Source organism: Butyrivibrio sp. AE2032 (assembly GCF_000702965.1).
Genome location: NZ_JNLF01000005.1, coordinates 708,268 through 731,618, shown reverse-complemented (window position 1 = coordinate 731,618; position 23,351 = coordinate 708,268). Strand labels below are relative to the sequence as shown.

Here is a 23,351-nt window from a genome sequence, read left to right as displayed (position 1 = left end):
ACACTAAAATCAGCAGTTTAATATTTTATCCGTAAAGACAGTGAAAAGGATAAATAAATGAAGCGTATAGGTCGTGGTTATCTTGAAGGCGTATTAAGTGATGATAAACCATCACCGGTATATCCGTGCCCGTCATGCGGAAAAATCGGGTTTGCCCTGAATCACAAGGAACTGAAGGGACACAGATTCGGTGAGTGCGAAGTTTGCAGGATATGCGGACTCGATTGCAATTATTCCGGCATGCATACTGCGTATTCAAAAAAGGAAGTTTCGTTGTGGCGAAAGGCGTGGAAAGAATGCGGTGCCATATCATTTTATGAGCTTCCGTTTGAAAAGAGGATCGACTATTACGATGAAGTATATGAGGCGTTCTTCAGGAAACAGTATTTTGTCTTAAGCGATGAGGACCGCGAGAACAGGAAACTCGATGACCGCCTTTTTACGGAAAACGGTCATGTTTATCCTTTTATATCCGATAAGAACAAGCGTGTAGTGATCTCTTGCGATTCAGGCGAAAAATGGGCATTCGAATATGAGACCAATAAGATCCTGTATCTCGATGACGATAAGAGATATATCCTGCTCGTGCGTTCTGTTTATGAGACTATTGTTTTGGCCAGTAAATCCCTTGGAGGACTTGGTGATTCTAAATCAATAATGATGGGTTTTCCGGGACTAAAGCCGGATCTTTTTGCGTTTGTCGGTGCGTTTATGCCAAAGTGTTTGCTGAAAGATACAGAAGGCAAAGAGTACATTGTTGAGATCATTACGAAGGCTAATCCAAATTCAAGCGAAGCATTCAGAAAGCTTGAAGAGGATATCGAGGAATTAAACCGGATGGAACCTTACAGAGTCTATAAGGCTGACGATCCTGAACTTGCGAAATACAATGAGAAGTTCCGTGATGTTTTCGGGCAATTGGCAGAACTCAAAAAAAAGAAGATGATCGAGACTGATCCTGACAGAAAATCGATCGGCTATCTCATGAAAAAGGAAAAGAACAAGGAGATCGAGCCCGGATATGTCCTTGATTTCTGGGAGACCGGATATCCTTCAAAGCGGTATGTATTAACTTACAGGAGTTCCTTTGCTATGAACCGGACTGCCGTCAGTCCGTCTGTTATCCGAGAGGAAATCTGAACTTATCCGAAATAACAGCGAATAAAACATGCTGAGGACCCGGAATGATCCGGGTCCTGTTTTTATCTGCAACAGCAAACCGGATGTGTGTTGCATAATCAACGGAATGGTCTGACATTACTGATTGTTTGCGTTTTTTCTGACTGTGATAATGAAGCCACAAACAAAATCATTATCCGACAAGGAGGACTAAAAAGATGAAAACCAATAATGAAATCAGAACAGAGCAGCTCGATATAGTTGCAGGCGGAAAAAGAAAGTATGCACCTTCCGGTGTGAATTTGGAAGGAAACGATGTGCTCAGAGCAAACCTTATGGGTAACGACGTGTTGCGTTTGACTAAGGCTGATGTCGATCCCGAGTTTGATCCGATCTTCCCTCACGCTTGATGCGGTGAGTATAAGCCGGTTTCCATAGCATTTGTTCCCGTTGGAAGATTATTGTCCTGACAGGCATCTTCCACGGGAATTCGCAGTTCACAACGGAATATTTACCATTCGCGACAGTCTGCGTTTTTGCATGATCCTGTTTGATATCCTTACGTTGTCAAAAGCAAAACCAATCTTTAACAGCGAAAGAGGAAAACAGTCATGAAAGAGTCAAACGAAAAGAAGATCACAACACTTAAGGTTTTTAAGGTCATTACAATAATATACAGCGTTGTCATTATAGGAATGGTCATTGCCACCATTTACGGTTGGGTCACAGGTGCATACGATACCAATTATGTAGTTCTCGCTTCATGCACTGCAGCATACTGTGCCACAGCAGCCGAATATGAAGCTCTTAAGAAAAAGAGCCGGAAGGAAGCTTAATCCAAACACGTTTTCTGCTGAATAATCCGGGAACCGCCGTCCAAGTGATAGAATATCCTCAAAACGGAAAACAGGAGAAGCGTTTATGGCGGTCACCGGTATCAGATATGAATTTATGGTAATCAGTCCGACGATGGATCATACTTTCGAGGGAGAGATCCCGTTTTCGGGCGATGAACCTGTGATAACGAAGTGTGACAGGGATTCTCATGAGACTTCGGTCAAGCGCTATAAACTGACGCAGGAGACCATAGATCAGTATACATCCCTGATTGCGAAATACGGTCTCGAAGACATCGACATAAAGACTCAGGCGGAGCCCGTTGTTTTCGAAGACGGACGTTCGCATACTATATCGTTCATTTATTTAAGATCCGATGACGGTTCAGAGAAGAAGATCGCATTCAGGGAAACTGACGTGTCATGCAGGGAAGCCTCTGAAGAGTTCAGAAAGCTGTTCTTCACCGTAACGTCAGACGAGAATCTTATCTCTGAAACATTAGAATATCCGACACTGAAGCAGTGCCGTGCCATGAAGGAAGAACATGGTCCCGTTGTTGCGATTGAGACAAGCTTCTTTTCGTCCGGCATGATGTACGGGAGCAACCAAAGCACCGATCAGCTTGTCGAGAAGGTTAAGGGCGAGGAAGGCGTCGTCCGTGTCACGGTCAGGAAAAAGGCGGGCAATGAGCCCGAGGCGTCTGACAGCAGGGAAGTCAGATCCGATATCCTGGCAAGGGTGCAGGAGATATCGGACAGGGAAAATCTCCCGTGCTGGCATTATGCATGCATCGATCCTTCGATCCCTGTCGACAGGTCGATGATGCCGACGGATTATTCGAGCCACGGAAGCGTAAGTATCTACTACGACGATTCGCTCATCACGGGATGTCCGAGAGTAAAACGAACGATAGGTGAGAGTGCCTGTAAGATGGGCGGCAAGGAAGTCGACAGGATACTCTCGAAGCTGGTATGTGACTGTGTCACCGAATCCGGTGTTGACGTTAAGATGCCGGAAGTGAAGTTCCAGATGTTTTCGACAATGGGGATGGGACAGGATCCTTCAGCGGTCAATGCATTTCCGAGCCTGAAGATGGCACAGGAAGCAGCCGCGAAAGCACAGGCGGAAGGCGGTGATACTGCTTTGCCCGTTCAGCAGGATGCTCAAAGCACATGGAAATGCAAGGAATGCGGACAGGAAGGGAACACCGGCAAGTTCTGTCCGAACTGCGGATATCCGATGGGGTGAGAGCGCCGGCCGGTTAAATACCTTAACCTGATACGGTGAGTTTTTCGAGCAGGAGAATAATATGGAGATCACATACAGAAGACTTACGGAAGCAGATCTTGATACGTTTATCAGCATGAGGATCACGCAGTTAAGGGAAGAGGGCGCGACGGAAGACATCGACCTCGTTCCCGCGCTTCAGGACTATTACAGACGGCATATGGCAGACGGGACTTTCGTGTCCTGGCTTGCGTTGGACGGTGAAAAGATCATAGGCACGAGCGGCATGTCCTTTGTCGAAAAGCCGCCTTATTTCAGCTGTCCGACCGGACGCATCGGTTTGCTGTCGAGCATGTTCACAGATCCTTCCTACAGGCGTCAGGGCATCGCGAAAGAACTTCTCCACCGCGTGGTCGAGGAAGCGAGAGCTTACGGCTGCGGCGCAGTGCAGATCACGGCATCCGACATGGGTGTCAAACTCTATACCGCATACGGTTTTAAGCACAACGGGAATTTTATGCAGTACAACTTCTGATTGTCCGGCTGCGGGTCGGATTATCAAGTGCGATATGGCCGTTTTCATAGGTGACCTGGTCGACCGGCGCGAAGTACGGCGATGAACAGTTCTGCATTGTTGATACGGTTACCAAGGACTGGGATTACGCTGAGTGATGCTGCGGATGGTGATAGAACCATTGCGTGTTTGAGCATTAGTGCGGAAATTATCCCAAAATCTATTTTTGTAGCGCTTTGGGATAAAAAAATAGCGCCAAATTATCCCAATAAGCGGTTTTATAAAGAATTGGGATAAAACTTGAGCATATATTTATCCCAAAGTCACTGAAATGCTTCACTTGGGATAATTCGCGGTCCAATTTTTATCCCAAATCAATGAAAATACTGCTATTGGGATAATTTGCCCATGGAAAAGAATTCTGCTGAGAAGAATCAAGATCTTAGGGATACCTTCCGACTTTGTCATTCCGGCTTCCCGTCTTCCTTCTGACAGTCACGAAATGTTATAATTTCCGTTGAAACATGGGGACTAAAGGAGAGGGCAATGGGCACAGAGACCTGTTGGGATATTCTCGGCATACAGCCGACCAGGGATAAGCTCGCGGTAAAGAGGGCCTTTGCCAAGCTCGCCCATACCATCTCGCCCGAAGACGATCCCGACGGATACAGAAGTATACATGACGCCTATAAGCAGGCGCTTAAATATGCCGAGTTCAGGGCACAGCAGGCTGAAGTTAAGAATCACATGGCCGAAACGAAGAGAGCCGCGGAACAGGCGAAAAACGTCCCGGCCGATAATGAGCCTGAAGAAAACGCTCAGACGGTTAATGCGATGGCGAAAAGCACAACACCTCAGTTCGCCACGCAACCAACCGAAAAGCCGTCAGCCACACAACCGTCCGTAACACCTCAGGCCGCCACGCCGCCGGACATTCACCAGCCGGCCGAAGCCGCACTGCCGTATGACTTCTCGTCCGTCGTGACAAATGAAAGGGAGTATTCCAATGAGGTCGACCAGATCCTGGATGCGATCGTTACGTTCAAGACAAGCTACGGCGTCGACACCAAAAAGAATGTCGAGAGGTGGCAGATCACAACGGTGAAGCAGCGGGCCATTAGACTGTTCGGATTGTATTGTGCGCTGTATGAGAAATCGGAAGATGAGAGCGTTTGGGATCTGTTTTTCGAAGAGCCGCTGACGGAAGCTGCGATGCTGCAGCCGGAATTCAAGGACGAACTTCTAAACAAATACGAGGAAGATTCAGAGACGAGGGAGATCATCGCGGAAAAGATCGGACAGTGCATGGCCAGAGTGAGAGCGTCCTTGCATGTCATTAGCGAGAAAAAGGTCGAACAGGTCAAGCGGAACAGCGTCGGAGGCGTCATCGGATTAGCGACGCTTTTCGGCAGCTTCGGAGCATTCTATGCAACTACCCTGAGGGTCATCCCGTATGCGTTCTACGGACTGACGGTCATTTTCAACGTTGCGACGTTCATACTGTTCTTCCTGTTCCCGAAGGATGCTATAAAGGATAATGTGACTTCGAAGACAGTGAAGGATGCGTTATTTGTAAGGAATGCGATGGTGATCCTGGTGAACGTGCTGTATTGGGGAATTATTGCGATGGCGGATTTTGAATGCGGTGTGTTGGATTGGATAGTGATAATTATATGCGGTATTGCAGGCATAGTCGCCGCGACCGTATTGTGCGCAAGGACCGCGCGCCTTAAGACATAAGGGGAAAGAGATAAGGAGGGAATATGGCAATCATAGGGATCGATCTCGGAACGACCAACAGTCTTGCAACACTTTTTAATGAAGTGGGCGTGAAGATCGTAAGGAACGCTTTGGGAAATGCGCTCACGCCGTCCGTCGTGGGTCTTGATGATGACGGCAATGTCATCGTCGGCGAGATCGCGAAAGAAAGGCTAATCACGCATCCTGACATGACTGTCGCGGAGTTCAAGCGGACGATGGGAACCGACCGCAAATATAAGCTGGGGAAGGATACTTATTCGTCGCAGCAGCTTTCATCGATCCTGCTGAAAAAGATTGTCGCTGACGCGAAGGATTATCTGGGCGAGGAGATAGACGAGGCGGTCATAAGCGTGCCCGCGTATTTCGATGACAAGATGAGGATCGCGACAAAGCAAGCGGCAGAGCTTGCTGGCATAAAGTGCGAGAGGCTCATCAACGAACCGTCGGCTGCGGCGCTTGCATACCTTAGCAGGAACCACTGGAAGGACGGCACTTACATGGTGGTGGATTTCGGCGGCGGAACGCTCGACGTGTCCATCATCGACTCTTTCGACAGCGTCATGGAGATAATCGCCGTTGCGGGCAACAACCAGCTCGGCGGAAAGGATTTCAACGAGGCGATCTACAGGTATTTTCTGTTATCCAACAATCTGCTGGAGGACAGCCTCACTGCCGAGGAGAGGGCGATCATATACCGAATGTCCGAGACGACGAAGATCGCGCTTTCGACAAATCCGATTGCCGTCATGACCGTAGTGATCAGGGATCAGGAATATTCGCTGACTCTGGATAACAACAAGCTCATCGAGATTGCGCATGAGGTTTTCGAGAAGATATTCACGCCGATAAAGAAAGTGCTCAAGGACAGCCGTCTGAGGCCGGAGGATCTTGAGTCGATCGTGCTCGTCGGAGGAAGCAGCAAGATGCCGACCGTCGCCGTGTATATCGAAAAAGTGACGGGAGTAAAACCCTGCACGGACATCGATCCGGACACAGCGATAGGTATTGGCGCCGGAATCTATTCGGGCATCAAGATGAAGAACCAGCAGCTCAAGGACATTGTCATGACGGATATCTGTCCGTTCTCTCTGGGCGTCGACACGCACGACTACAATAACGATGTTATTATGTCCTTCATCATCGAACGCAACTCCATGCTGCCGTGCAGCAACATGCGGTCCTACTACGCGATCCACGACAACCAGACAGTGGTCGATTTCAAGGTGTATCAGGGCGAGAGCATCATCCCCGAGAACAACATCTACCTGGGCACTATTTCGATAGGCTGCCCGCCTACGAACAAGGGAGAATTTATAGCGACCGTGCGTATGACTTACGACATCAACGGCATACTCCTGATCGACGTCACGAACGTCAACAACGAGACCGTCAGCAAGACTCTGATCGACAACAATGTCAGGCTCTCGGAAAAGGAGATGGAAGCGATAAAGAAGAAACTCGACAAGCTCAGGTTCGAAAAAGACACCAACGATGAGGTGAAGCTGCTCATTTCGAGAGCGGAGCGCATCATCGAGGAGTCCGTCAGTTTCGAGCGTGAGCGCCTGATAAACGCGCTGAGCGCATTCAAACTTACGATGGCAAAGGGCAATTCGATCGAGAAGAGAAGGACGATGGAAGCGTTCGCGAGATTCCTTGACGCGTGCGACCTTTAAGATTTGCTCAATCGGGCCAAATGTGAGAATATAATCAAATTATATTTATATAAGCGAGTGGTCAAGTGGCAAGAGTTATAGTCGGAATGTCGGGCGGAGTGGACAGCGCTGTTACAGCATATCTGCTGAAGAAACAGGGCTACGAAGTCATAGGCGTAACGCTCCGCACATGGGGCGCTGAAGAGGAATACGAGGTCAGCAGATGCTGTGAGGTCGACGACGCGCGCAGGACTTGCGAGATCCTCGGCATCAGGTTCCATCCGCACAACTGCACTTCTCTGTTCAGGGACAATGTCGTAAAGCCTTTTGTCGATTCGTATCTTGCAGGCCAGACTCCGAATCCGTGCATCGAATGCAACAGATACGTCAAATGGGCCAAGCTCATGGAGCTCGCCGACATCTTCGAGGCGGAATATGTCGCGACCGGCCACTATGCTTTCATCGAGAAACTTCCCAACGGCAGATATACGGTCCGCAAGGCCGACCACATCGGCAAGGACCAGACATACATGCTCTATAAGCTCACGCAGGAGCAGCTCTCAAGAACGCTCATGCCGCTGGGCGGATACACCAAGGAAGAGGTAAGAAGGATCGCCGAGGAAGCAGGGCTTCCGTGCGCGCATAAAGGCGACTCGCAGGAGATCTGTTTCGTTACCGAGGGCAGGTATACCGACTTCATCAGTGAGTTCACGGACAAGCCTCTGCCGGGCGACGGAAACTTCGTTGATGAGGAAGGCAATGTTCTCGGAAGGCACAAGGGCATATACCAATACACAGTAGGCCAGCGGAAGGGCCTCGGGATCGCGCTTGGAGTTCCCGCTTTTGTCACCAGGATAAACGTGGAAGACAACACCGTCGTTCTCGGTACGGAAGATGCGCTGATGTGTAATTCCTTCTATTGCAGGGACTATAATTTCCTGAGCATTCCTGAGCCTCAAGCCGGCGCGAAAATAAGGTGCCTTGCAAAGGCCAGGTACCACCAGACCGAGCGCCCCGCAACGATCGAAAAGACGGAGAACGGGCTAATAAAGGTTACTCTCGATGAAGCCGTAAAGGGCGTTTCTCCCGGGCAGTCTGCAGTGTTCTACGATGAGAACGGCTGCGTTGTGGGCGGCGGACTGATAGTGAGAGACTGAGGAGAAACACAATGGATAAAGAACTGGTAAGTTTTCTGATAAAGGCCAAGCAGGCCACATATGCGGGCAAGGGAGCCGAGACTGAATCTTCGAGAGTGAAGTCGCACGACCTGATATACAGGGAAGGCGAATACATGTACTACGACACGTATCTCGGCGGTGACAAGTTCGCGGGCGAGGAGGCGCTCTGGATATCGGAAAATCCGTACTGGAGCATGAACTACGTCGGCAGGGTTACGGGTGATAATTTCAGCGGGGATTTTCTCAAGGAAGCGCTGCTGAATGTTCCTGAGGACAAGCCCTTCAGAGGACCTGACGAATACGTGAACGGTGACTACGCTTACAAGTGCAGTATCGACGGTGATTTCGAATGGTTTCAGGGTTATGAGACCATCAGTTATAAGGGAGAGATCATATACGAGTGCTATTTCCACGGCGGGCTGATCAAGTAAGATAACTACGGGAATTACACCCCGAACGGAGGTGATTTAATGGATACGAACGGCAACACTAAAAAAGGAATAATCTTCGACATGGACGGAACGGTCTGGGACTCTTCCGAAAATGTCGCCAGATCCTGGACGGTCAAGGTGCGAGAGGCCGGATTTACGGATAAGACGGTCACAAGGGAAGACATTCAGAGCGTCATGGGAAAACCGATGGATGTCATCGCCGACACTCTGTTTACATATACCGAGAAGGGCCCCGAAAGAGATGCCCTGAGATATGCCTGCGAGAACTACGAAAACGAGTACCTCACAGAGCACGGCGGCATACTCTACGACGGTGTCCTCGAGACATGGGCAAAGCTCAAGGAGATGGGTTATCACGTTTACATCGTCAGCAACTGTCAGGCAGGCTACATCGAGTCTTTCCTGACTTACTACAAGATCGCATACGGCACTCCCGATGACCTCGTTGAGGACATCGAGTGCTACGGCAACAACTTCCTGCAAAAAGACGAGAACATAAAGCTCATCGCTGAGCGCAACGGACTTACCGACGCATGCTATGTTGGCGATATCCAGAGCGATTACGAGGCTACGGTAAAGGCGGGCTTCCCGTTTATCCACGCGAGATACGGGTTCGGCGAGATCAGCGACGAAGTCCCGTTTATCAACAGTTTTGACGAACTGATAAAGGTCGTTCCCGAAGTAATAGGCTGACAACAGCTTTCTGAAACAGATAAATATCGAAAGAGAGGAAACACACCATGCCAAAAGACGAGATCGCAATCCCTTCGATACTTAAGATCGAGCGCGGAGTAACCGCACACATCGGCGAATTCCTTAAGGAAGCCGGCATCGACCAGGTAACCATCCTGTTCGGCAACGGCCTTACCTCAATGTTCGGCGACATAATCTTCAAGTCCTTTGAAGAGGCGGAAGTAAAGATCCTTCACCATCAGGAGATGGACACCGTCGACTTTAACGACATAACCGATCTCGCTTTCGAGCTTCCGAACAAGACCCAGGCCGTGATCGGAATGGGCGGCGGCAAGGTAATCGATGCCGCAAAATACATCGGCTACATCCTGAGGATCCCTTTCATCAGCGTTCCGACGAGCTCGTCGTCCGACGGATTCTCGAGCTCATCCGCTTCGCTCATAGTCGACGGCCACAGGAAGTCCCTGCCCGCAAAGATGGCATACGGCATCCTCGTCGACACCGACGTCATCAAGAGCGCGCCCGTGAGATTCCTGCATTCCGGCGTAGGCGACATGGTCGCAAAGATCTCGTCCACATACGACTGGCAGCACGAGGAAGACATGGGCTATGACGAAGTAAACGATTTCGCGTTCATGGTCGCGAAAAAAGCAGTCAACTCATTTGTCAGGACGCCTTTCGAATCCGTCGAGGATGACCTGTTCCTGAAAGAACTTTTAGACTCCCTCGCAATGAGCGGCGTAGCTAATGAGATTGCAGGCTCCAGCGCCCCTACGAGCGGCAGCGAGCACCTGATCTCGCATGCTTTGGACCAGCTTCTCGAAAAGCCCCAGCTCCACGGCGTCCAGGTCGGCATCTCAACATACATCATGTGCAAGATCTGCGACCACCGCTGGAAGAGAGTAGATGACATCTTCGTAAAGACGGGTTTCTGGGATTACTGCGCAACACTTGACCTCAAGGTTCAGGACTTCAGCAACGCTATAGACATGGCGCCTTCGATCAAGCCGCACCGTCATACATATCTCCACGAGGAGAAGTACAGGGAACTCGCAAAGGCTCTGCTCACGAGCGACGAGAGGCTCAAGGCGATACTGAGCTGAGAATAATTCTTGCTTGCGTCGGGGTAAAAGGAGACTGTTAACATGAAGCATTCGTTCAAAGAGAGATTCGCCTATTGGTTTGATACGCAGATGTCTAAAGGATCGATGGGCCTGATCAAGCTCCTCGCGGTAGTGAGCGTCTTTGCGATAATGCTCATCACGGTCCTCCTTGTCGCGTTCGGATACAGCGAAGCTGACATGCTCGGAATGGATGTTTTCTGGGACAGTTTCGCGACCGTCATAAACGCATGGCTCCCGTTCTATGAGGACGGCGCCGGTGAACTCGGTTATCTCATAATCATGTCGATCGCGGCCATCATCGGCCTTCTGATCACCAGTGTCCTGATCGGTATCATCTCGAATGCCATTGAGGAACACATCGACGGACTTAAGGACGGCAAGTCGATGGTGCTCGAAAAGGATCACGTCGTCATCCTGGGTTTCATCCCAGGCGAATACACGCTTATCAAGCAGGTAGTTTTGGCTGCGGGAGATAAGAAACGCACGATCGTCATAGGCAGCGAAGTCAGCAGCGAAGAAATGCGCGATACAGTGTCGGAGAATGTCGACATCCCGAAGAACATCAAGATGATATACCGCACGATCGATATCTTCGATCCGACATCTCTGGAGAAATGCTCGCTTGCAACGAGCAGGCATATCCTCATAAACCCGATGGATGACAAAAAGACAATCAAGGTCCTGCTTGCGGTATCACTGCTCATCAACAGCACCGATAACGAGAAGGTCAGAGTGAGCGCGCTCGTCTCGAAGAACGAGCACAGATTCCCGGACGCCATCGCGGCGAAACATAATGTTACTACCATCCAGATGCGAAATGCGATCGCCCGCATGATCGCTCTGTCCTGCACGCAGACGGGACTTTCAGACGCGTTCAGGGAAGTGTTCTCTTTTGACGGAAACGAGTTCTATTCGGCCTCTATCGAAGGCACCGCCGGCATCAGCTTCGGCGACCTTTCGTACCGTCTTGATAAGGCAGTTCCGGTCGGCGTTCTGCGTGACGACAAGGTTAATCTCAATCCCGGCAAAGACTTCATGATCGAGGAAGGCGACAAGATCATCGTTTTCGCCGAAGACCGCGAGGCACCGGCTCTTACGGACGCGAAGTTTACGGAGATGCCGAGAAAGAAATATCACTCTTCCGAGCCTGACAGGAAGGTTGCCATTATCGGATACAATTCATCCTTTGAACTCGTTTACAGGGAACTTGCAAGCGACGTCGCGGAAGTTGTCGTTGCAGGCATCCCGGCTGAGAAGAAAGAAGAGGTTATGAAGATCGGTTCGAGATTTGAGAACCGCAAACTGACACTGTTCAAGGAAGACATAGACGATGCGGCCAACATGACCGCGCTCGCGAAAAAGGTCAACCATATCGTCCTTCTGAGCGACTATTCTCTCGAAGAGGAAGATGCCGACATCCAGAGCATCTTCCGCATCCTGAGCCTCAGGGACATCAGGCTCAAGTACGAACTCGATTACAACATCACCGCTGAGATGTGCAAGAAGGCAAACCTCAATCTCATCAGAGAGGAAGAGCACATGGACTATGTTGTAGCTTCGAACATGTCATCGCTTTTCCTTGCACAGCTTTCCGAAAACTACGAGCTCAACGACCTGTTCAAGGAGATCCTCTCCAACAGGGGCAACGAGCTCTATCTCAAGAGGGCTAAGGATTACGGCTATTACGGCATGTACACGACACAGCAGCTGAGGAATTTCGCGCTCGCAAACAAATGCATCTTCCTTGGTTACATGAAGGCCGGTTCTTATGAGAGCTTCTTTAACCCCGGTCTTATGGACGAGGTCCGTCTCGGTGAGGAAGACAGTCTGATTGTGCTGGCTGAGAACTGAGTATTTTATCTTTTGCAACAAATCTCTCCTGACATCTGTATTTAGGTTAAAGAACCTCAAGGAGGACTGTTTATGAAATCAAGAACTTATGCCGTAACGGCAATATTACTCAGCATCTGCACTCTGCTCGGAGGGTGCGGGAAACAGAACGATACATCAAGGCGCTCCGGCAAGGAATTCAAGGGTAAGCCGATGTATTACTGCGAAGATCACTGCGAACCGATGAAGCAGCTCGGACTGAAAGATCCGTGGGTTGATGAGCTTGTGGTGGACAGCGCTTTCCAGTGGACCGGCAGCTTGAAGGGGGGACAGTATTTTACGGTTGTCTGCAGGCTGAACGATGAGGTCTGCAAGAAGAATGACTTCAGCAAAGGCAACAGGATGAAGGCTTACTGCTTTGAGTATGACGAGGATTTCGAATGGAAAGCAAAGTACGCGGTGTTCAAGGAGAAGGGTGAGTATGTCGTATACGACTCGACAGCACCGAACGGTGACGACCTCATTTGGCAGGCATTTGAATTCGATATGGAGATACCGGTGAGCATCGTACCCGGATCATATACGATCGCATTCGTCAGGGATGATACGGAAGTCGAATACATGCTCAACTTCATCGTCGAGATCGAAGATGACATGGTCTATGACGATCCCGGATATGACGATTACGAATATGCGGCCAAGAAGCCCGTTATCTATCTCTATCCCGAGAAGGAAACGGACGTAAGCGTCAGCGTCGATTTTGACGGCGAGATGGTATGCACATATCCCGAGTACGGAAACGGCTGGAACGTAACGGCATTCCCGGACGGCAGGCTTTTCGATAAGAATACTGAGCGTTACTACGACTATCTTTTCTGGGATGGCATGAGGTCGTTCGCTGATTATGAATTCAAGAGTGCGGCATGTGTCGCAAGCGAAGACACCGCGGCTTTCCTCGAGGAATACCTGACCGCGGCAGGACTCAATGACCGCGAGATCGATGATTTCATCTCCTTCTGGCTGCCGGAACTTCAGAAGTCGCCTTACAACCTGATCTCATTCCCGAGTGACGAATACTGCGAGTGGGCAAAGCTCCATGTCGATCCGATGCCTGACACCGTTATCCGCGTGTACATGGTGTTCAAGCCTTTAGACAGCAGGGTCGACATCCCTCAGGACATGCAGCTTCAGATGCCTTCACCCGTTACACGTCAGGGATTCACTTTGGTCGACTGGGGCGGAACTGAGTTATAATCTGTAAGTTCGAAATGAACATGTGGGGGTATTCATGAGACTAATAAAGACGATCACGGCAGCGGGCGCCTTGCTCCTTGGCGCGGCAATGCTCGCGTCCTGCGTAGCGCAGACTGAGCCGGGCTCGACTACGGATATAACATCAACGGCAACAACGACGGTAGAAACGGCTGAAACGACAGAACGTACTGTTGTCACCGGCCGCACCACCTACGAGGATCCGGACAGGACATATAAGGTGCCTGAGCATCAGAACGTTAAGGATCCGAAGATCACGCTTAAGGTGAGCGAAGACGAGTTCCTGACTGATAAAGCGAGGCAGGAGATAGTCTTCTATGCGGAGCTGAATTTCATGACCGATAAGGTCGAGATCACGGATGAGGACGGGACTGTCATCTGTACGCTATACGACGATGGCAGATACGATTCGGATTCAGATCTCACCGGCGGTGACGGCGTTTATACGGGCAGAACGGATATCGACACTTCCGCCGAATGTGAATACACATATCAAGCGGTCGCCTATCTGAACGGAGAGCAAATCATTTCGAACGTCAGGATGGTCTATGTCTACAGAAACATAACCGATAAAGAATGGGAAGACATGCAGGTGGTCGATGACGCGATATATAAGTTCCTTAATTCGCGTGAATATACTTCTCTTGATCACCAGGGAAAGATCGATGCTCTTATTGCGTTCCTTACAGACCTTTCCGTCAACGGCTACGGATTCCGCACCTATCCGCTCGTAAAGCCCGGTTCCATACATCTGGTGGAAGAAGCTAACGAGGTTGTTTTCGAGTATCCGTGCGGAGTCGAGTGCTATGTCGACATCGAGCCGCCTGATTATTCGGACACGACCGCATATCCCGACTGATTTGATAGCCTGAAATGGTATAATAGATTTGTTGCACAAATACCTTTAAAGTCTATGAATTTGAGGGATGTCTTTAATGGCCGGAACAGATCTTACCAGCGTATTAGCGGATTGCCACGAAGCGGCGAAGAATGGATATAAGCTCGCGTCTGACGAGAAGAACGTCTTGGATAGTATCCTGCGCTCGGCGGAGGAAAAGGTCAGGGAGACTGCAATAGAGTATAAAACTTCCCCGTGCGAGATAATCGGAATAGGCGAGACATTGGAAAACCAGCTCTCCGACATACAGGGAGCGGTAGATGATCTGAGGATCTCCTTCGCCGAAGATCTGGAGATATTAAAGGGCGATCTCGACAAGTTCTCGGTCACTCTTTTCGGAAGGACCATGGCGGGCAAGTCCACGCTGATGGAAGTCCTCACCGAAGGCGACGGTTCCGCGATCGGAATGGGCGCGCAGAGGACGACCAGGGATATCAGGCGATACGAGTGGAACGGACTTGCGGTTACGGACGTTCCCGGCATCGGAGCGTTTGAGGGCGAAGAGGACACGAGACTCGCTTTCGATGCGGCAAAGACCGCCGATCTCATAGTATTCCTTCTCACGGACGACGCACCGCAGGCTGTCGAGGCCGACTGCTTCAGGCAGGTCAAGGATTTCGGCAAGCCGGTGATAATCATCATGAACGTAAAGGTGTCGGTCGATTCCGGCAAGAGCATGAAGCTCATAGAGCGCGACATGAAACGTGCTTTCGACTACGACCGCATCGAAGATATCAGGACACAGTTCTGCAAGTTCGCCGAACCTTTCGGGCAGGACTGGAGCAATGTACCCTTCGTGCCCGTACACTTAAAAGCTGCCTATGAAGCAGTCAGGTGCGGAAAGTCGGAGGACGAAGAGACGCGCTCACAGGCAGAGTTCTGGAGCCGCGTGAGCCACATTGACGAGCTCAAGGAACTGATCTGCGAACAGGTCAGTGTCAGGGGCAAATACATAAGAGTCAAGACATTCGCCGACATAATCGCGAACCCCATGATCGAGTCCCTTTCAGAGCTCGATCTGCAGAGCGGTATAAACAGATCGCAGGGCAGGATAATCGCCGACAAGAAGCGCGCTCTCGAGAAGCGCAAAGAGAAGTTCATCAAGGACGGTAAGAAGCGCATCGAGTCCTTCATGATGCGCCTCAAGACCGAGCTTCGTGCCGACATCGCGGTATTTGCCGAAGAGCACTATAACGATAAACTTGCGGACGTCGCCTGGGGCAATCTCATCAAGGAGAAGGACATAGAGGGAAGATGCAAGGCTTTCCTTGACGATCTCGAAGCTGAGGTCGACGACTTCATCAGGGAGACGATCCGCGAGATGACGAGCGAGCTAAGATATGTTTCTGTCGATTCGCTCGAAAGGACTTTCCTTACACCTGCGTTAGTTGACGCCAAGAGGATCGTCAGCTGGACGAGCCTCATCGTCGGAGGCGGCGGAACGGTGGCGGCCGCAATACTGACTCTTGCGGGAGTCGAAGTCGCTGCAGGCCCTGTCGGCTGGATCGCGGCAGGTATCGGTCTTGCCGGAGGAATAGGTCTGCTGTTCCTCGAATCCAGAGGCGACAAGCTCGCAAAAGCGCGCGCCCGCCTGGAGAAGGAACTTACTGAGTCCGTCAACTCGACATGCGATAACGTATGGTCACAGCTCGAGAAGAACCTCGACAGGCTCGTCAAGGGCAAGATAGACCTCGTCCTGTCAGAGCTTACCAAGATAGAGAACGTAATAGATTCGCTCGCTTCAACGCAGGACGATCTCGCTGATTCCCTGCGCCTTGAGCTCCGCTCGCTGAACATGACTTTCACGGGCAATATCGCCACGGCAGTTTTCGGTGCGGAAGCTTCCGAAAACTACATGTCGAAGATCACGACCTCCGCGAGGATCCCCGGCGTATGCACTCTTCTTACCGAGGAACGCGAAGGCGTTGTCGGCGAGGATTTCCGTACAAAGCTGTCTGATCTCATTGCGGAAGACGTCAGATACGTTACTGCGACTGACGATACTTCAGTGTTCGTCTCAGACGTTCTGGGCGGCCTCGTGCGTCCCGAAAACATAGACTGTGATAATGAGAATGAAACTGTCATAATCAGGACAGACGATAAAGACATCAGATTATATAACAGGCTCCGTCTGCTCGAGCAGATCGTGCCGTACAAGATAGGAGGGTAGTCCCCATGTTTGAGATAGCCGAATTGTCCCGTGCCAAGGAAGCACTTAAGGAAAAGGCCGTCCGCGCCCTGGCAGACGCAGGTGTCAGCAATACGCTCGATACTGAGGAAAAGGACAGAGTAAGGATAGTCTTCGCAGGACAGTATTCCGCAGGAAAGTCTTCTATTATCAAGATGCTCACGGGCGACGAGAATGTCGCGATAGGCGCGAAGATAACCACCCAGGAGACTCAGACATACGAGTGGAACGGACTTGAGATCGTCGACACTCCAGGTGTCCACACGACGCTCAGACCGGACCACGACGAGATATCCTATAATGCGATAGCATCTGCCGACATCCTTGTTTTCGTTGTAACCAACGAACTATTTGATTCATACATGGCAGACCATTTCAGACGCCTCGCGATAGATAAGGACAAGGCAGGCGAGATGATCCTCGTCGTAAACAAGATGGACCGTGCTGCAGGAGGCAACACCGCTGCACAGCAGGAGATCGTAAGGGAAGGACTCCGTTCGGTCCTCGCGCCTTACACGCCTGAGCAGCTCCATCTTTCATTCCTTGATGCACAGTCCTATCTGGACAGTCTTGAAGAGCGTGAGGAAGATCCGGAACTCGCAGACGAACTCCTTGCCAGGTCGGGCTATGCTGAATTTATCGAGACACTCAATCAGTTTGTCGAGGAGAAGGCACTGTCGTCAAAGCTCACGACCGAACTCTACGTTTTGGACAATGAGCTCGACAAGGCAATCTCAGAATTGACACCCGGTTCGGAGGATGCCGATATCGATGCGTTCGAAGAAAACCTCAAGCAGCAGCGCCATATGCTCATCGACGCAAGGTCAAGGATGCAGAGGGAAGTACAGGATATATTCGCCGATGCTTCCACAAAGATAAGAGGCTTCGGACTTGATGCCGCAGCCCTGATCGACGCAGGACTCGCGAAAGAGGAACTCGAGGAGCAGATCGCCCAGTACCAGAAGATGGCAGAAGAACTCATGGAAACCACCCGCATTGCTGCAGATGACCACGTTCATTCGTGTTTCCTTGAACTCGGTCAGAATTTCGCAGACATGGAATCAACGGAATTCAACCAGAACCTCAAGATCAGGCTCGTCGACAAGTACGACAGTCTTCCTGATGCAGTAAAAAAGGTATTCGTCACAGCGACCGATCTCGAAAAGAAGGGTGACATCCTCGTCGGCACGATCGTAAAATCCGGCATCCCGCAGATGCTCTCTTATACTGATTCATCTCTCAAAGCGATCAGGCTCACTGACAACACACAGAAGTTCTTAAGGAGCTCTCTCCACACAATGAACACCGGCACCAAGCTTGCGGCAGTTGCTGGCAAGACCGGAGGCAAGGCAGCAACTGCAGGAAAGATAGCATCTAATGTTGCAACCAAATCCTCATCTATTTTCGGTGTGGTAGGCGTCGGTCTGGAACTTGCTCTCCAGTTCAAGGAAGACTACGACGAGCAGCTCATGCTCGAAGCCATGAAGAACAACCGCCAGAACATCAGGAGCGAGTTTAATAACGCTGCGAACTCTCTGGAAGACTACGCTGCAGAATATATCAGACAGTGCGTCGTTGCTCCTATGGAGCAGTCGATAAGGTCCGTTGAGGATAACATCGCAGACTTAAGAGACACACGTTCTGACAGATCCGAAAAGTGCGTCAAGCTCGAGCGCATCCAGAAGGACATCCAGGCGCTCATAGTCCGCATGCACGGCATAGAGGAGTAAAGATATGGCTGACAATAAACTGATCCTTGTATGTAAAGACAAACCGATGGCAGACAACATCTCTAAGGTGCTTATAGCTTCCGGAAAGATAACTGCAGACAACATCGAATGCTGGGAAGAAAAGACCTGGGACGTCAAGCGCAAGTCCGGTCCAGTTCATTCAAAGATCCTCTTTGTCGGCAACGTAAAAGATACAGATGCACTCTCATGCTTCATCGACATCCGCTATGAACGTTGGGGCATCCGCTACGGCATCAACCCCAGATACGCGATAATCTCAGCCGACACGGTCTATGTCAAGGACTCTGCCCGCTACAAAGCATTCCTGTCGGATTTTGAAGAAGTGTTGGGACCGGTCCTCGACGCACCTGCAAAGGAGACATCAAAGGTCGCCAAGACATTCGGCACTGTAGGCCTTGCGGTCGCGACAGGCGGTGCCAGCCTTGCTGCCCAGAAACTCTACGACGACAACAAGAACCTCGAAGAAAAAGCAGGAAAGCTCTGCCTCTATGGTGTATGGCACTTTGCTGATAACTGTTTGGAAGAGTTCATGGGTGAGTGAGAGGGTTTGCTCTAGCTGAGTTCTGCTGAACTGGCCTTCTGATTTAAGGGAGTAAGCGATGGAAGACGACAAGAAGTACATATTCACAGAAGAAGAGAAGAAGAAAATCAAAGAGGATGCCGAGAAGTATGGAAGGCATATGGTGAGTTCCGGTGAGGGGGAGCGGAAGGAAGAGAAAGAATAGTTTTCCGATTTTTCAAGGTTTGCAGTTCTTGGAGTGAAATTTCCTTGTGAGTGATGCAAAGAACCATTGAATATCAAATTTAAACTTTTCAATTATTGTTAACAATGAGAAAACTCAATCGACATACTGAAAAAATATAATAATCCTATACATGAAATTCTGTTTGCTTTTGATGGATTGTAGATTTTTCGATTTGTAAAGGGCGATACTGATTGAGACAAGCATATATATATATTGCTAATGCATTTTAGGAAAAGGAAACATGGAAAGCATAGAAAAACTCAACGCGGAATACTTAGATAATAGAAAGTACTTAAACACGTTAGAAATATGTATCAAGGATATAATGTCTTTGAAATCTCGCGTTGGTTTTTTATCGACTCATGATTGTTTGTCCGAAATCATGAGAACCGTTGAGCCAGTTATTAAGTGTTTGAACGCAGATAATTCTCAGTGTTTCTTTGATTTGCACTCTCTTACAGAATCTGGGGTGAGGTATGCCGAAAGTATTTCTAAATTCAAGGAGGCATTGTTTGTATTTGCTGAGAACAACAAGGATGTTTCATATAAACGCGCTTCAGAACATCTACAGAATAGCCAAAAAGAATTTGAAACATTAAGGAATACTTTTTTTGATAAATACAATGTATGCATCGATTCTGAGCAAGCCATTATTGGTGTTTTTATATATTTGCTTGACAATGAGATGAATAATAATTTGGCAAAAAAAGATCACATTACTAGTCAGGCAAAAGAAATAATCGCGGGAATAGATTCTTTAGAATTGCATTCTGAATGGCCGAATAAGGTGTGTGTTGAATTGCCCGATAGTATGCCTTTAGCAAGAAAAGTAAGTAGTGTCAAACCTTGTGAGCTTTTATCGGCATTGGGCGTGAAGGTGGAATACAGTTATTTTGATGTGCATATACGCAGCCAAGGGAATGTGCTTGTTGAGACTAATTTTGAGCAAACACTTGATAAAGAATTGGATTATTTTGTTTTAGCTTATGTATTTAAATTCTTGGAATCCTTCCCGATAGGCATGGCTAATGTTCTGATTTTTGATCGAAATCCCAATATACTAAACCAACGATTGAGTAATATTATCAAAGAGGGTAACTATAGTGAACGTACAAAGAAAACTATATCTTTATTTAATTACACTTCACTTTCGGAATTAAATGAAGTAACACGCATAATTACGGATGATATTCTGAAAAAAACTTCTTATGAATATCCGGATCTCTATTCAATACATGCTATTGATAGTTCAGATCCATTTACTCTGATTGTTTTACGTGATGGATTGCTTGATCAGGGTGGTCATGCCACATCATCAATTCTTGACAATATCAATGCGCTTACCAGGCCGAATGATGCAGGACATGTAAGCGGAATACGGTTTCTAATTATTGATGATAGTTCCTCAAGTGCTAGGAGTTTAAGTGAAGGTGCGGACTTTTTGATTAAGTCGATAAAGAATAACTGTGAAATAAGACTTGAATATTCAGATAAGAAGTTTGTATACGATGGAGAATCAGTTGAAGTTATACATATTGTTGATGAAGTAAACGGGTTCGTTCAAAGACGTTCGACTGAATTAGCGCAAAAAATCACCAATCTTGAGAAACAATATGTTTCAGTATCTGAAACATCCAAAACGGATGTAAAAGATCCTAGAGCAAGTATATTTAGAATTCCTATAGGTAAGTCAGGCAATACTATCGTAGAAATACCTCTTAGTTGTAAAGACGATAAAGGATCAGTTGATGGTCAATGTATCGGATATATGGTTATAGGCCAGAGTGGTTCAGGCAAATCTTCTTTCTTCCATAGTGTAGTTATTAACGGCTGTTTGCAGTATTCACCTGCTGATCTTCAATTCTGGCTTTTGGATTTCAAATATGGTGGCGCATCTTCAAAATATAGAAAATCTCAGATTCCACATGTTCGAGTTGTTGCTGAGAACAATAAAATTGATGATGCATTATGCCTTTTCCAAATGATATTTGATGAGATGGAATACAGGAATAAACTCATAAACAGGCATATGGTAGACAACATAATTGATTACAATTCGCTTGTTGAAGAAAAAAATCGACTTCCTCGAATAGTTATCATGATCGATGAGGTTCAGGAGATATTCCGTGATGAAAATGCTGCCGAACTTCAGAGAATGATCTCATCTATTTCTGTGAGAATGAGATCAGTAGGCATGCATTTCATTATGGTTGCCCAGAATTTGTCTGAAGGTAAATCTTATATGTTAAAGGAAGCATTTTTGCCTAGTGCAACAGGCAGAATCTGTTTCAGAGTGGCGGACAGTATGCCGAGAGAATCAGGATTTGATGAATCCTTTATTCAACGTAAAAATGAAATATCTGTCTTATCTACAGGTGAAGCGTATGTCAGTTGGGGCAAAGATACAATCAAGAAAGTGAAGATGGCTTATGCTTCACCAGACGACATGAATAATCAACTCTTTGTTGATATAAAGAATCGATATCCTGATTATTCATATCTCAAACCAATGGTCATAGGCTCTAAGAAGAGGTTAGCGGTTACAGATTTCTTACAAACCGGAGAGCATACATATTTGCAGGAAATGGTTTGTCTATCGTCAAAGCAAATATCATATGACGCATTAGTTGGAGAAGACTCTTATAGAATGAGCCCATTGAAAATCGAGTTTTCGCCATATGAAAATTCTTCATTGTTGTTGCTGGGTGATGATAAGGAAATCGCTTCTTCACTTTGCACATCAATTGCATTATCTTTGGCTAGACAGAAGGTTCATATTCATTTGTTTAACGCAGATCGCATTAAGAGCCAATATGATGGCGGGATTAATCAACATCCATTTGCATATTTGTGTGGCTTGGCAAAACGTGAACTCCCTTGGGTCGATAGCCATACCCTTAATGAGTTTGCCAATATAGTTAAGCAAATCTATGTTGAATACAATAACCGTTTGGAATTAGTTCAGAAAAGCGATGAGGATGAAAACCCGGCTTTTGAAAGTATTTGTTTAATTGTCAACGATCTATTCGGAATACAGCAGTTTATTTCAAATGATTATCTGGAAGAAACAGCTAATTCGGCTGGAAGTCAAAGCAATGCCAAGTTCGATTTTAGTATTCTTGAGGCTACTGGTTTTGATTCTAAAACGACTTCATTCAAAGAAAAAATACAAGATGCCTTAATTAAACTTGTAAAAGACGGATATAGATACAATATAAATATTGTATTGGCGATCAAGGGTGATCCTGGATTGTGGCGCAATATGAGACCTACAGATGTTAATAAGGTCATTCTCTTTAATCCAACCCAGTATGCTGGTTTTGTCGACAATCAATTTTATGTTAGAGAGATGTTGAAAAATATTACTCCTGAAACTGGAAGTGAAACTTTAGCAGTATGTATCAACAAAAAACATGTCAGTAAAATGAGACCATTAATTTATGATATGTCGAACCAGAATGAAGTGGGGTCTATTGATTCGTTAATGGAGGTGAGTCCTTGAAAAAACTGTATATGAATATAGCAGACGTATATATTAAGGGAAATCCATTGCAACTGGCTGAAGTAATTACAGCAATGGATGAATCTCTTCAGAATGTCTGCCAGGCCACGGAGAATATTACCAATCTGGTGACACGATATAGTGCGTCAAATAAGGGCAGCCAGTATGAAAAAATGACTTCTGCATTAATTCGACTTCGTGATGAAATATATGAAGCGTCATTACAACTTAATGAAATACAGAATCAGATAGTTGAATATCAAAATAAAGTTTTGCGCTATGAAGGGTTGTCTGAAAGTGCATCTCTTCCCAATAAACATACTGTTAACAGAGCCAGCATAAATGTGGATTCTGCTAAAGTACTGTTTCAGCTTTCCGAGATGATAGAGGTTTCTAACGGACTAAACAGTTACAGTGAATTGGTGTTCCATAACATGAAAAATATAGTCCAAGGAAAGAACGATATAGCCGCTATATGGCAAGACACTCAATACAATGATTTTGCGGAATTTATTGACGAGCTTTTTATGAATACTTTAGAAGCATTAAAGGTTTTTGGAGAATATGTTACATATCTCGATCAGAAGATTAAGGAGTTGAGTTAAGC

The 23,351-nt window shown here is 47.8% G+C and carries 20 protein-coding genes; all 20 read left to right on the top strand.

All coding sequences use genetic code 11. The annotated features are described in order from the left end of the window. Window positions 1–57: 57 nt before the first annotated feature. The 20 genes from BO18_RS20955 (at window position 58) to BO18_RS20865 (ending at window position 23,349) form a co-directional block, all read left to right on the top strand. Window positions 58–1,140, top strand: coding sequence for a hypothetical protein (locus BO18_RS20955; RefSeq protein ID WP_034449416.1), 1,083 nt, complete (start codon window positions 58–60; stop codon window positions 1,138–1,140). Between the two features lie 197 nt (window positions 1,141–1,337). After that, window positions 1,338–1,529, top strand: a complete 192-nt coding sequence (locus tag BO18_RS20950) for a hypothetical protein (protein WP_034449415.1) — start codon at window positions 1,338–1,340, stop codon at window positions 1,527–1,529. Between the two features lie 201 nt (window positions 1,530–1,730). After that, window positions 1,731–1,955 (top strand): hypothetical protein, encoded by a 225-nt coding sequence (locus tag BO18_RS20945; RefSeq protein WP_034449412.1) that lies wholly within the window; start codon window positions 1,731–1,733, stop codon window positions 1,953–1,955. 85 nt (window positions 1,956–2,040) lie between these two features. Then, the gene (locus BO18_RS20940; protein WP_034449410.1) at window positions 2,041–3,204 is read left to right on the top strand and encodes a zinc ribbon domain-containing protein; all 1,164 of its coding nucleotides are present in this window, start codon (window positions 2,041–2,043) and stop codon (window positions 3,202–3,204) included. 61 nt (window positions 3,205–3,265) lie between these two features. Then, complete coding sequence (locus tag BO18_RS20935) at window positions 3,266–3,718, top strand: GNAT family N-acetyltransferase (protein WP_034449408.1); 453 nt, start codon at window positions 3,266–3,268, stop codon at window positions 3,716–3,718. Between the two features lie 525 nt (window positions 3,719–4,243). Beyond that, window positions 4,244–5,437: a J domain-containing protein gene (locus BO18_RS20930; RefSeq protein WP_034449406.1), complete on the top strand. Its 1,194-nt coding sequence runs from the start codon at window positions 4,244–4,246 to the stop codon at window positions 5,435–5,437. A 23-nt stretch (window positions 5,438–5,460) separates the two neighbouring features. Further along, window positions 5,461–7,131: an Hsp70 family protein gene (locus BO18_RS20925; protein WP_051689020.1), complete on the top strand. Its 1,671-nt coding sequence runs from the start codon at window positions 5,461–5,463 to the stop codon at window positions 7,129–7,131. 65 nt (window positions 7,132–7,196) lie between these two features. Next, window positions 7,197–8,267, top strand: a complete 1,071-nt coding sequence (gene mnmA / locus BO18_RS20920; protein WP_034449404.1) for a tRNA 2-thiouridine(34) synthase MnmA — start codon at window positions 7,197–7,199, stop codon at window positions 8,265–8,267. A gap of 11 nt (window positions 8,268–8,278) precedes the next feature. Further along, window positions 8,279–8,719: a DUF5680 domain-containing protein gene (locus BO18_RS20915; RefSeq protein WP_034449402.1), complete on the top strand. Its 441-nt coding sequence runs from the start codon at window positions 8,279–8,281 to the stop codon at window positions 8,717–8,719. 39 nt (window positions 8,720–8,758) lie between these two features. After that, window positions 8,759–9,433, top strand: a complete 675-nt coding sequence (locus BO18_RS20910) for an HAD family hydrolase (protein WP_034449401.1) — start codon at window positions 8,759–8,761, stop codon at window positions 9,431–9,433. A 47-nt stretch (window positions 9,434–9,480) separates the two neighbouring features. Continuing rightward, a complete protein-coding gene (locus tag BO18_RS20905) occupies window positions 9,481–10,536 on the top strand; it encodes an iron-containing alcohol dehydrogenase family protein (protein ID WP_034449399.1) in 1,056 nt (351 codons plus the stop codon). A 42-nt stretch (window positions 10,537–10,578) separates the two neighbouring features. Next, window positions 10,579–12,408: a CASTOR/POLLUX-related putative ion channel gene (locus tag BO18_RS20900; protein WP_034449397.1), complete on the top strand. Its 1,830-nt coding sequence runs from the start codon at window positions 10,579–10,581 to the stop codon at window positions 12,406–12,408. 72 nt (window positions 12,409–12,480) lie between these two features. Then, complete coding sequence (locus BO18_RS34465) at window positions 12,481–13,641, top strand: hypothetical protein (RefSeq protein WP_051689019.1); 1,161 nt, start codon at window positions 12,481–12,483, stop codon at window positions 13,639–13,641. A 34-nt stretch (window positions 13,642–13,675) separates the two neighbouring features. Then, the gene (locus tag BO18_RS20890) at window positions 13,676–14,518 is read left to right on the top strand and encodes a hypothetical protein (protein WP_034449395.1); all 843 of its coding nucleotides are present in this window, start codon (window positions 13,676–13,678) and stop codon (window positions 14,516–14,518) included. A gap of 76 nt (window positions 14,519–14,594) precedes the next feature. Further along, on the top strand, window positions 14,595–16,727 hold the full coding sequence (locus BO18_RS20885; RefSeq protein ID WP_034449393.1) for a GTPase: 2,133 nt from the start codon (window positions 14,595–14,597) through the stop codon (window positions 16,725–16,727). A gap of 5 nt (window positions 16,728–16,732) precedes the next feature. After that, window positions 16,733–18,475: a GTPase gene (locus BO18_RS33265; protein WP_051689018.1), complete on the top strand. Its 1,743-nt coding sequence runs from the start codon at window positions 16,733–16,735 to the stop codon at window positions 18,473–18,475. 4 nt (window positions 18,476–18,479) lie between these two features. Then, a complete protein-coding gene (locus BO18_RS20875) occupies window positions 18,480–19,037 on the top strand; it encodes a hypothetical protein (RefSeq protein WP_034449390.1) in 558 nt (185 codons plus the stop codon). Between the two features lie 58 nt (window positions 19,038–19,095). Then, window positions 19,096–19,221, top strand: coding sequence for a hypothetical protein (locus BO18_RS36020; protein ID WP_255350971.1), 126 nt, complete (start codon window positions 19,096–19,098; stop codon window positions 19,219–19,221). A gap of 262 nt (window positions 19,222–19,483) precedes the next feature. Continuing rightward, complete coding sequence (locus BO18_RS20870) at window positions 19,484–22,744, top strand: FtsK/SpoIIIE domain-containing protein (RefSeq protein WP_034449389.1); 3,261 nt, start codon at window positions 19,484–19,486, stop codon at window positions 22,742–22,744. Beyond that, entirely contained in the window at window positions 22,741–23,349 is a 609-nt protein-coding gene (locus tag BO18_RS20865; RefSeq protein ID WP_034449386.1) for a hypothetical protein, read from the top strand. Before BO18_RS20870 ends, BO18_RS20865 begins: the two co-directional genes overlap by 4 nt. The last annotated feature ends 2 nt before the right edge of the window (window positions 23,350–23,351 follow it).

Coding starts and splice junctions, on each gene's coding strand:
- BO18_RS20955 (WP_034449416.1), top strand. CDS start 58: ATGAAGCGTATAGGTCGTGGTTATCTTGAAGGCGTATTAAGTGATGAT.
- BO18_RS20950 (WP_034449415.1), top strand. CDS start 1,338: ATGAAAACCAATAATGAAATCAGAACAGAGCAGCTCGATATAGTTGCA.
- BO18_RS20945 (WP_034449412.1), top strand. CDS start 1,731: ATGAAAGAGTCAAACGAAAAGAAGATCACAACACTTAAGGTTTTTAAG.
- BO18_RS20940 (WP_034449410.1), top strand. CDS start 2,041: ATGGCGGTCACCGGTATCAGATATGAATTTATGGTAATCAGTCCGACG.
- BO18_RS20935 (WP_034449408.1), top strand. CDS start 3,266: ATGGAGATCACATACAGAAGACTTACGGAAGCAGATCTTGATACGTTT.
- BO18_RS20930 (WP_034449406.1), top strand. CDS start 4,244: ATGGGCACAGAGACCTGTTGGGATATTCTCGGCATACAGCCGACCAGG.
- BO18_RS20925 (WP_051689020.1), top strand. CDS start 5,461: ATGGCAATCATAGGGATCGATCTCGGAACGACCAACAGTCTTGCAACA.
- BO18_RS20915 (WP_034449402.1), top strand. CDS start 8,279: ATGGATAAAGAACTGGTAAGTTTTCTGATAAAGGCCAAGCAGGCCACA.
- BO18_RS20910 (WP_034449401.1), top strand. CDS start 8,759: ATGGATACGAACGGCAACACTAAAAAAGGAATAATCTTCGACATGGAC.
- BO18_RS20905 (WP_034449399.1), top strand. CDS start 9,481: ATGCCAAAAGACGAGATCGCAATCCCTTCGATACTTAAGATCGAGCGC.
- BO18_RS20900 (WP_034449397.1), top strand. CDS start 10,579: ATGAAGCATTCGTTCAAAGAGAGATTCGCCTATTGGTTTGATACGCAG.
- BO18_RS34465 (WP_051689019.1), top strand. CDS start 12,481: ATGAAATCAAGAACTTATGCCGTAACGGCAATATTACTCAGCATCTGC.
- BO18_RS20890 (WP_034449395.1), top strand. CDS start 13,676: ATGAGACTAATAAAGACGATCACGGCAGCGGGCGCCTTGCTCCTTGGC.
- BO18_RS20885 (WP_034449393.1), top strand. CDS start 14,595: ATGGCCGGAACAGATCTTACCAGCGTATTAGCGGATTGCCACGAAGCG.
- BO18_RS33265 (WP_051689018.1), top strand. CDS start 16,733: ATGTTTGAGATAGCCGAATTGTCCCGTGCCAAGGAAGCACTTAAGGAA.
- BO18_RS20875 (WP_034449390.1), top strand. CDS start 18,480: ATGGCTGACAATAAACTGATCCTTGTATGTAAAGACAAACCGATGGCA.
- BO18_RS36020 (WP_255350971.1), top strand. CDS start 19,096: ATGGAAGACGACAAGAAGTACATATTCACAGAAGAAGAGAAGAAGAAA.
- BO18_RS20870 (WP_034449389.1), top strand. CDS start 19,484: ATGGAAAGCATAGAAAAACTCAACGCGGAATACTTAGATAATAGAAAG.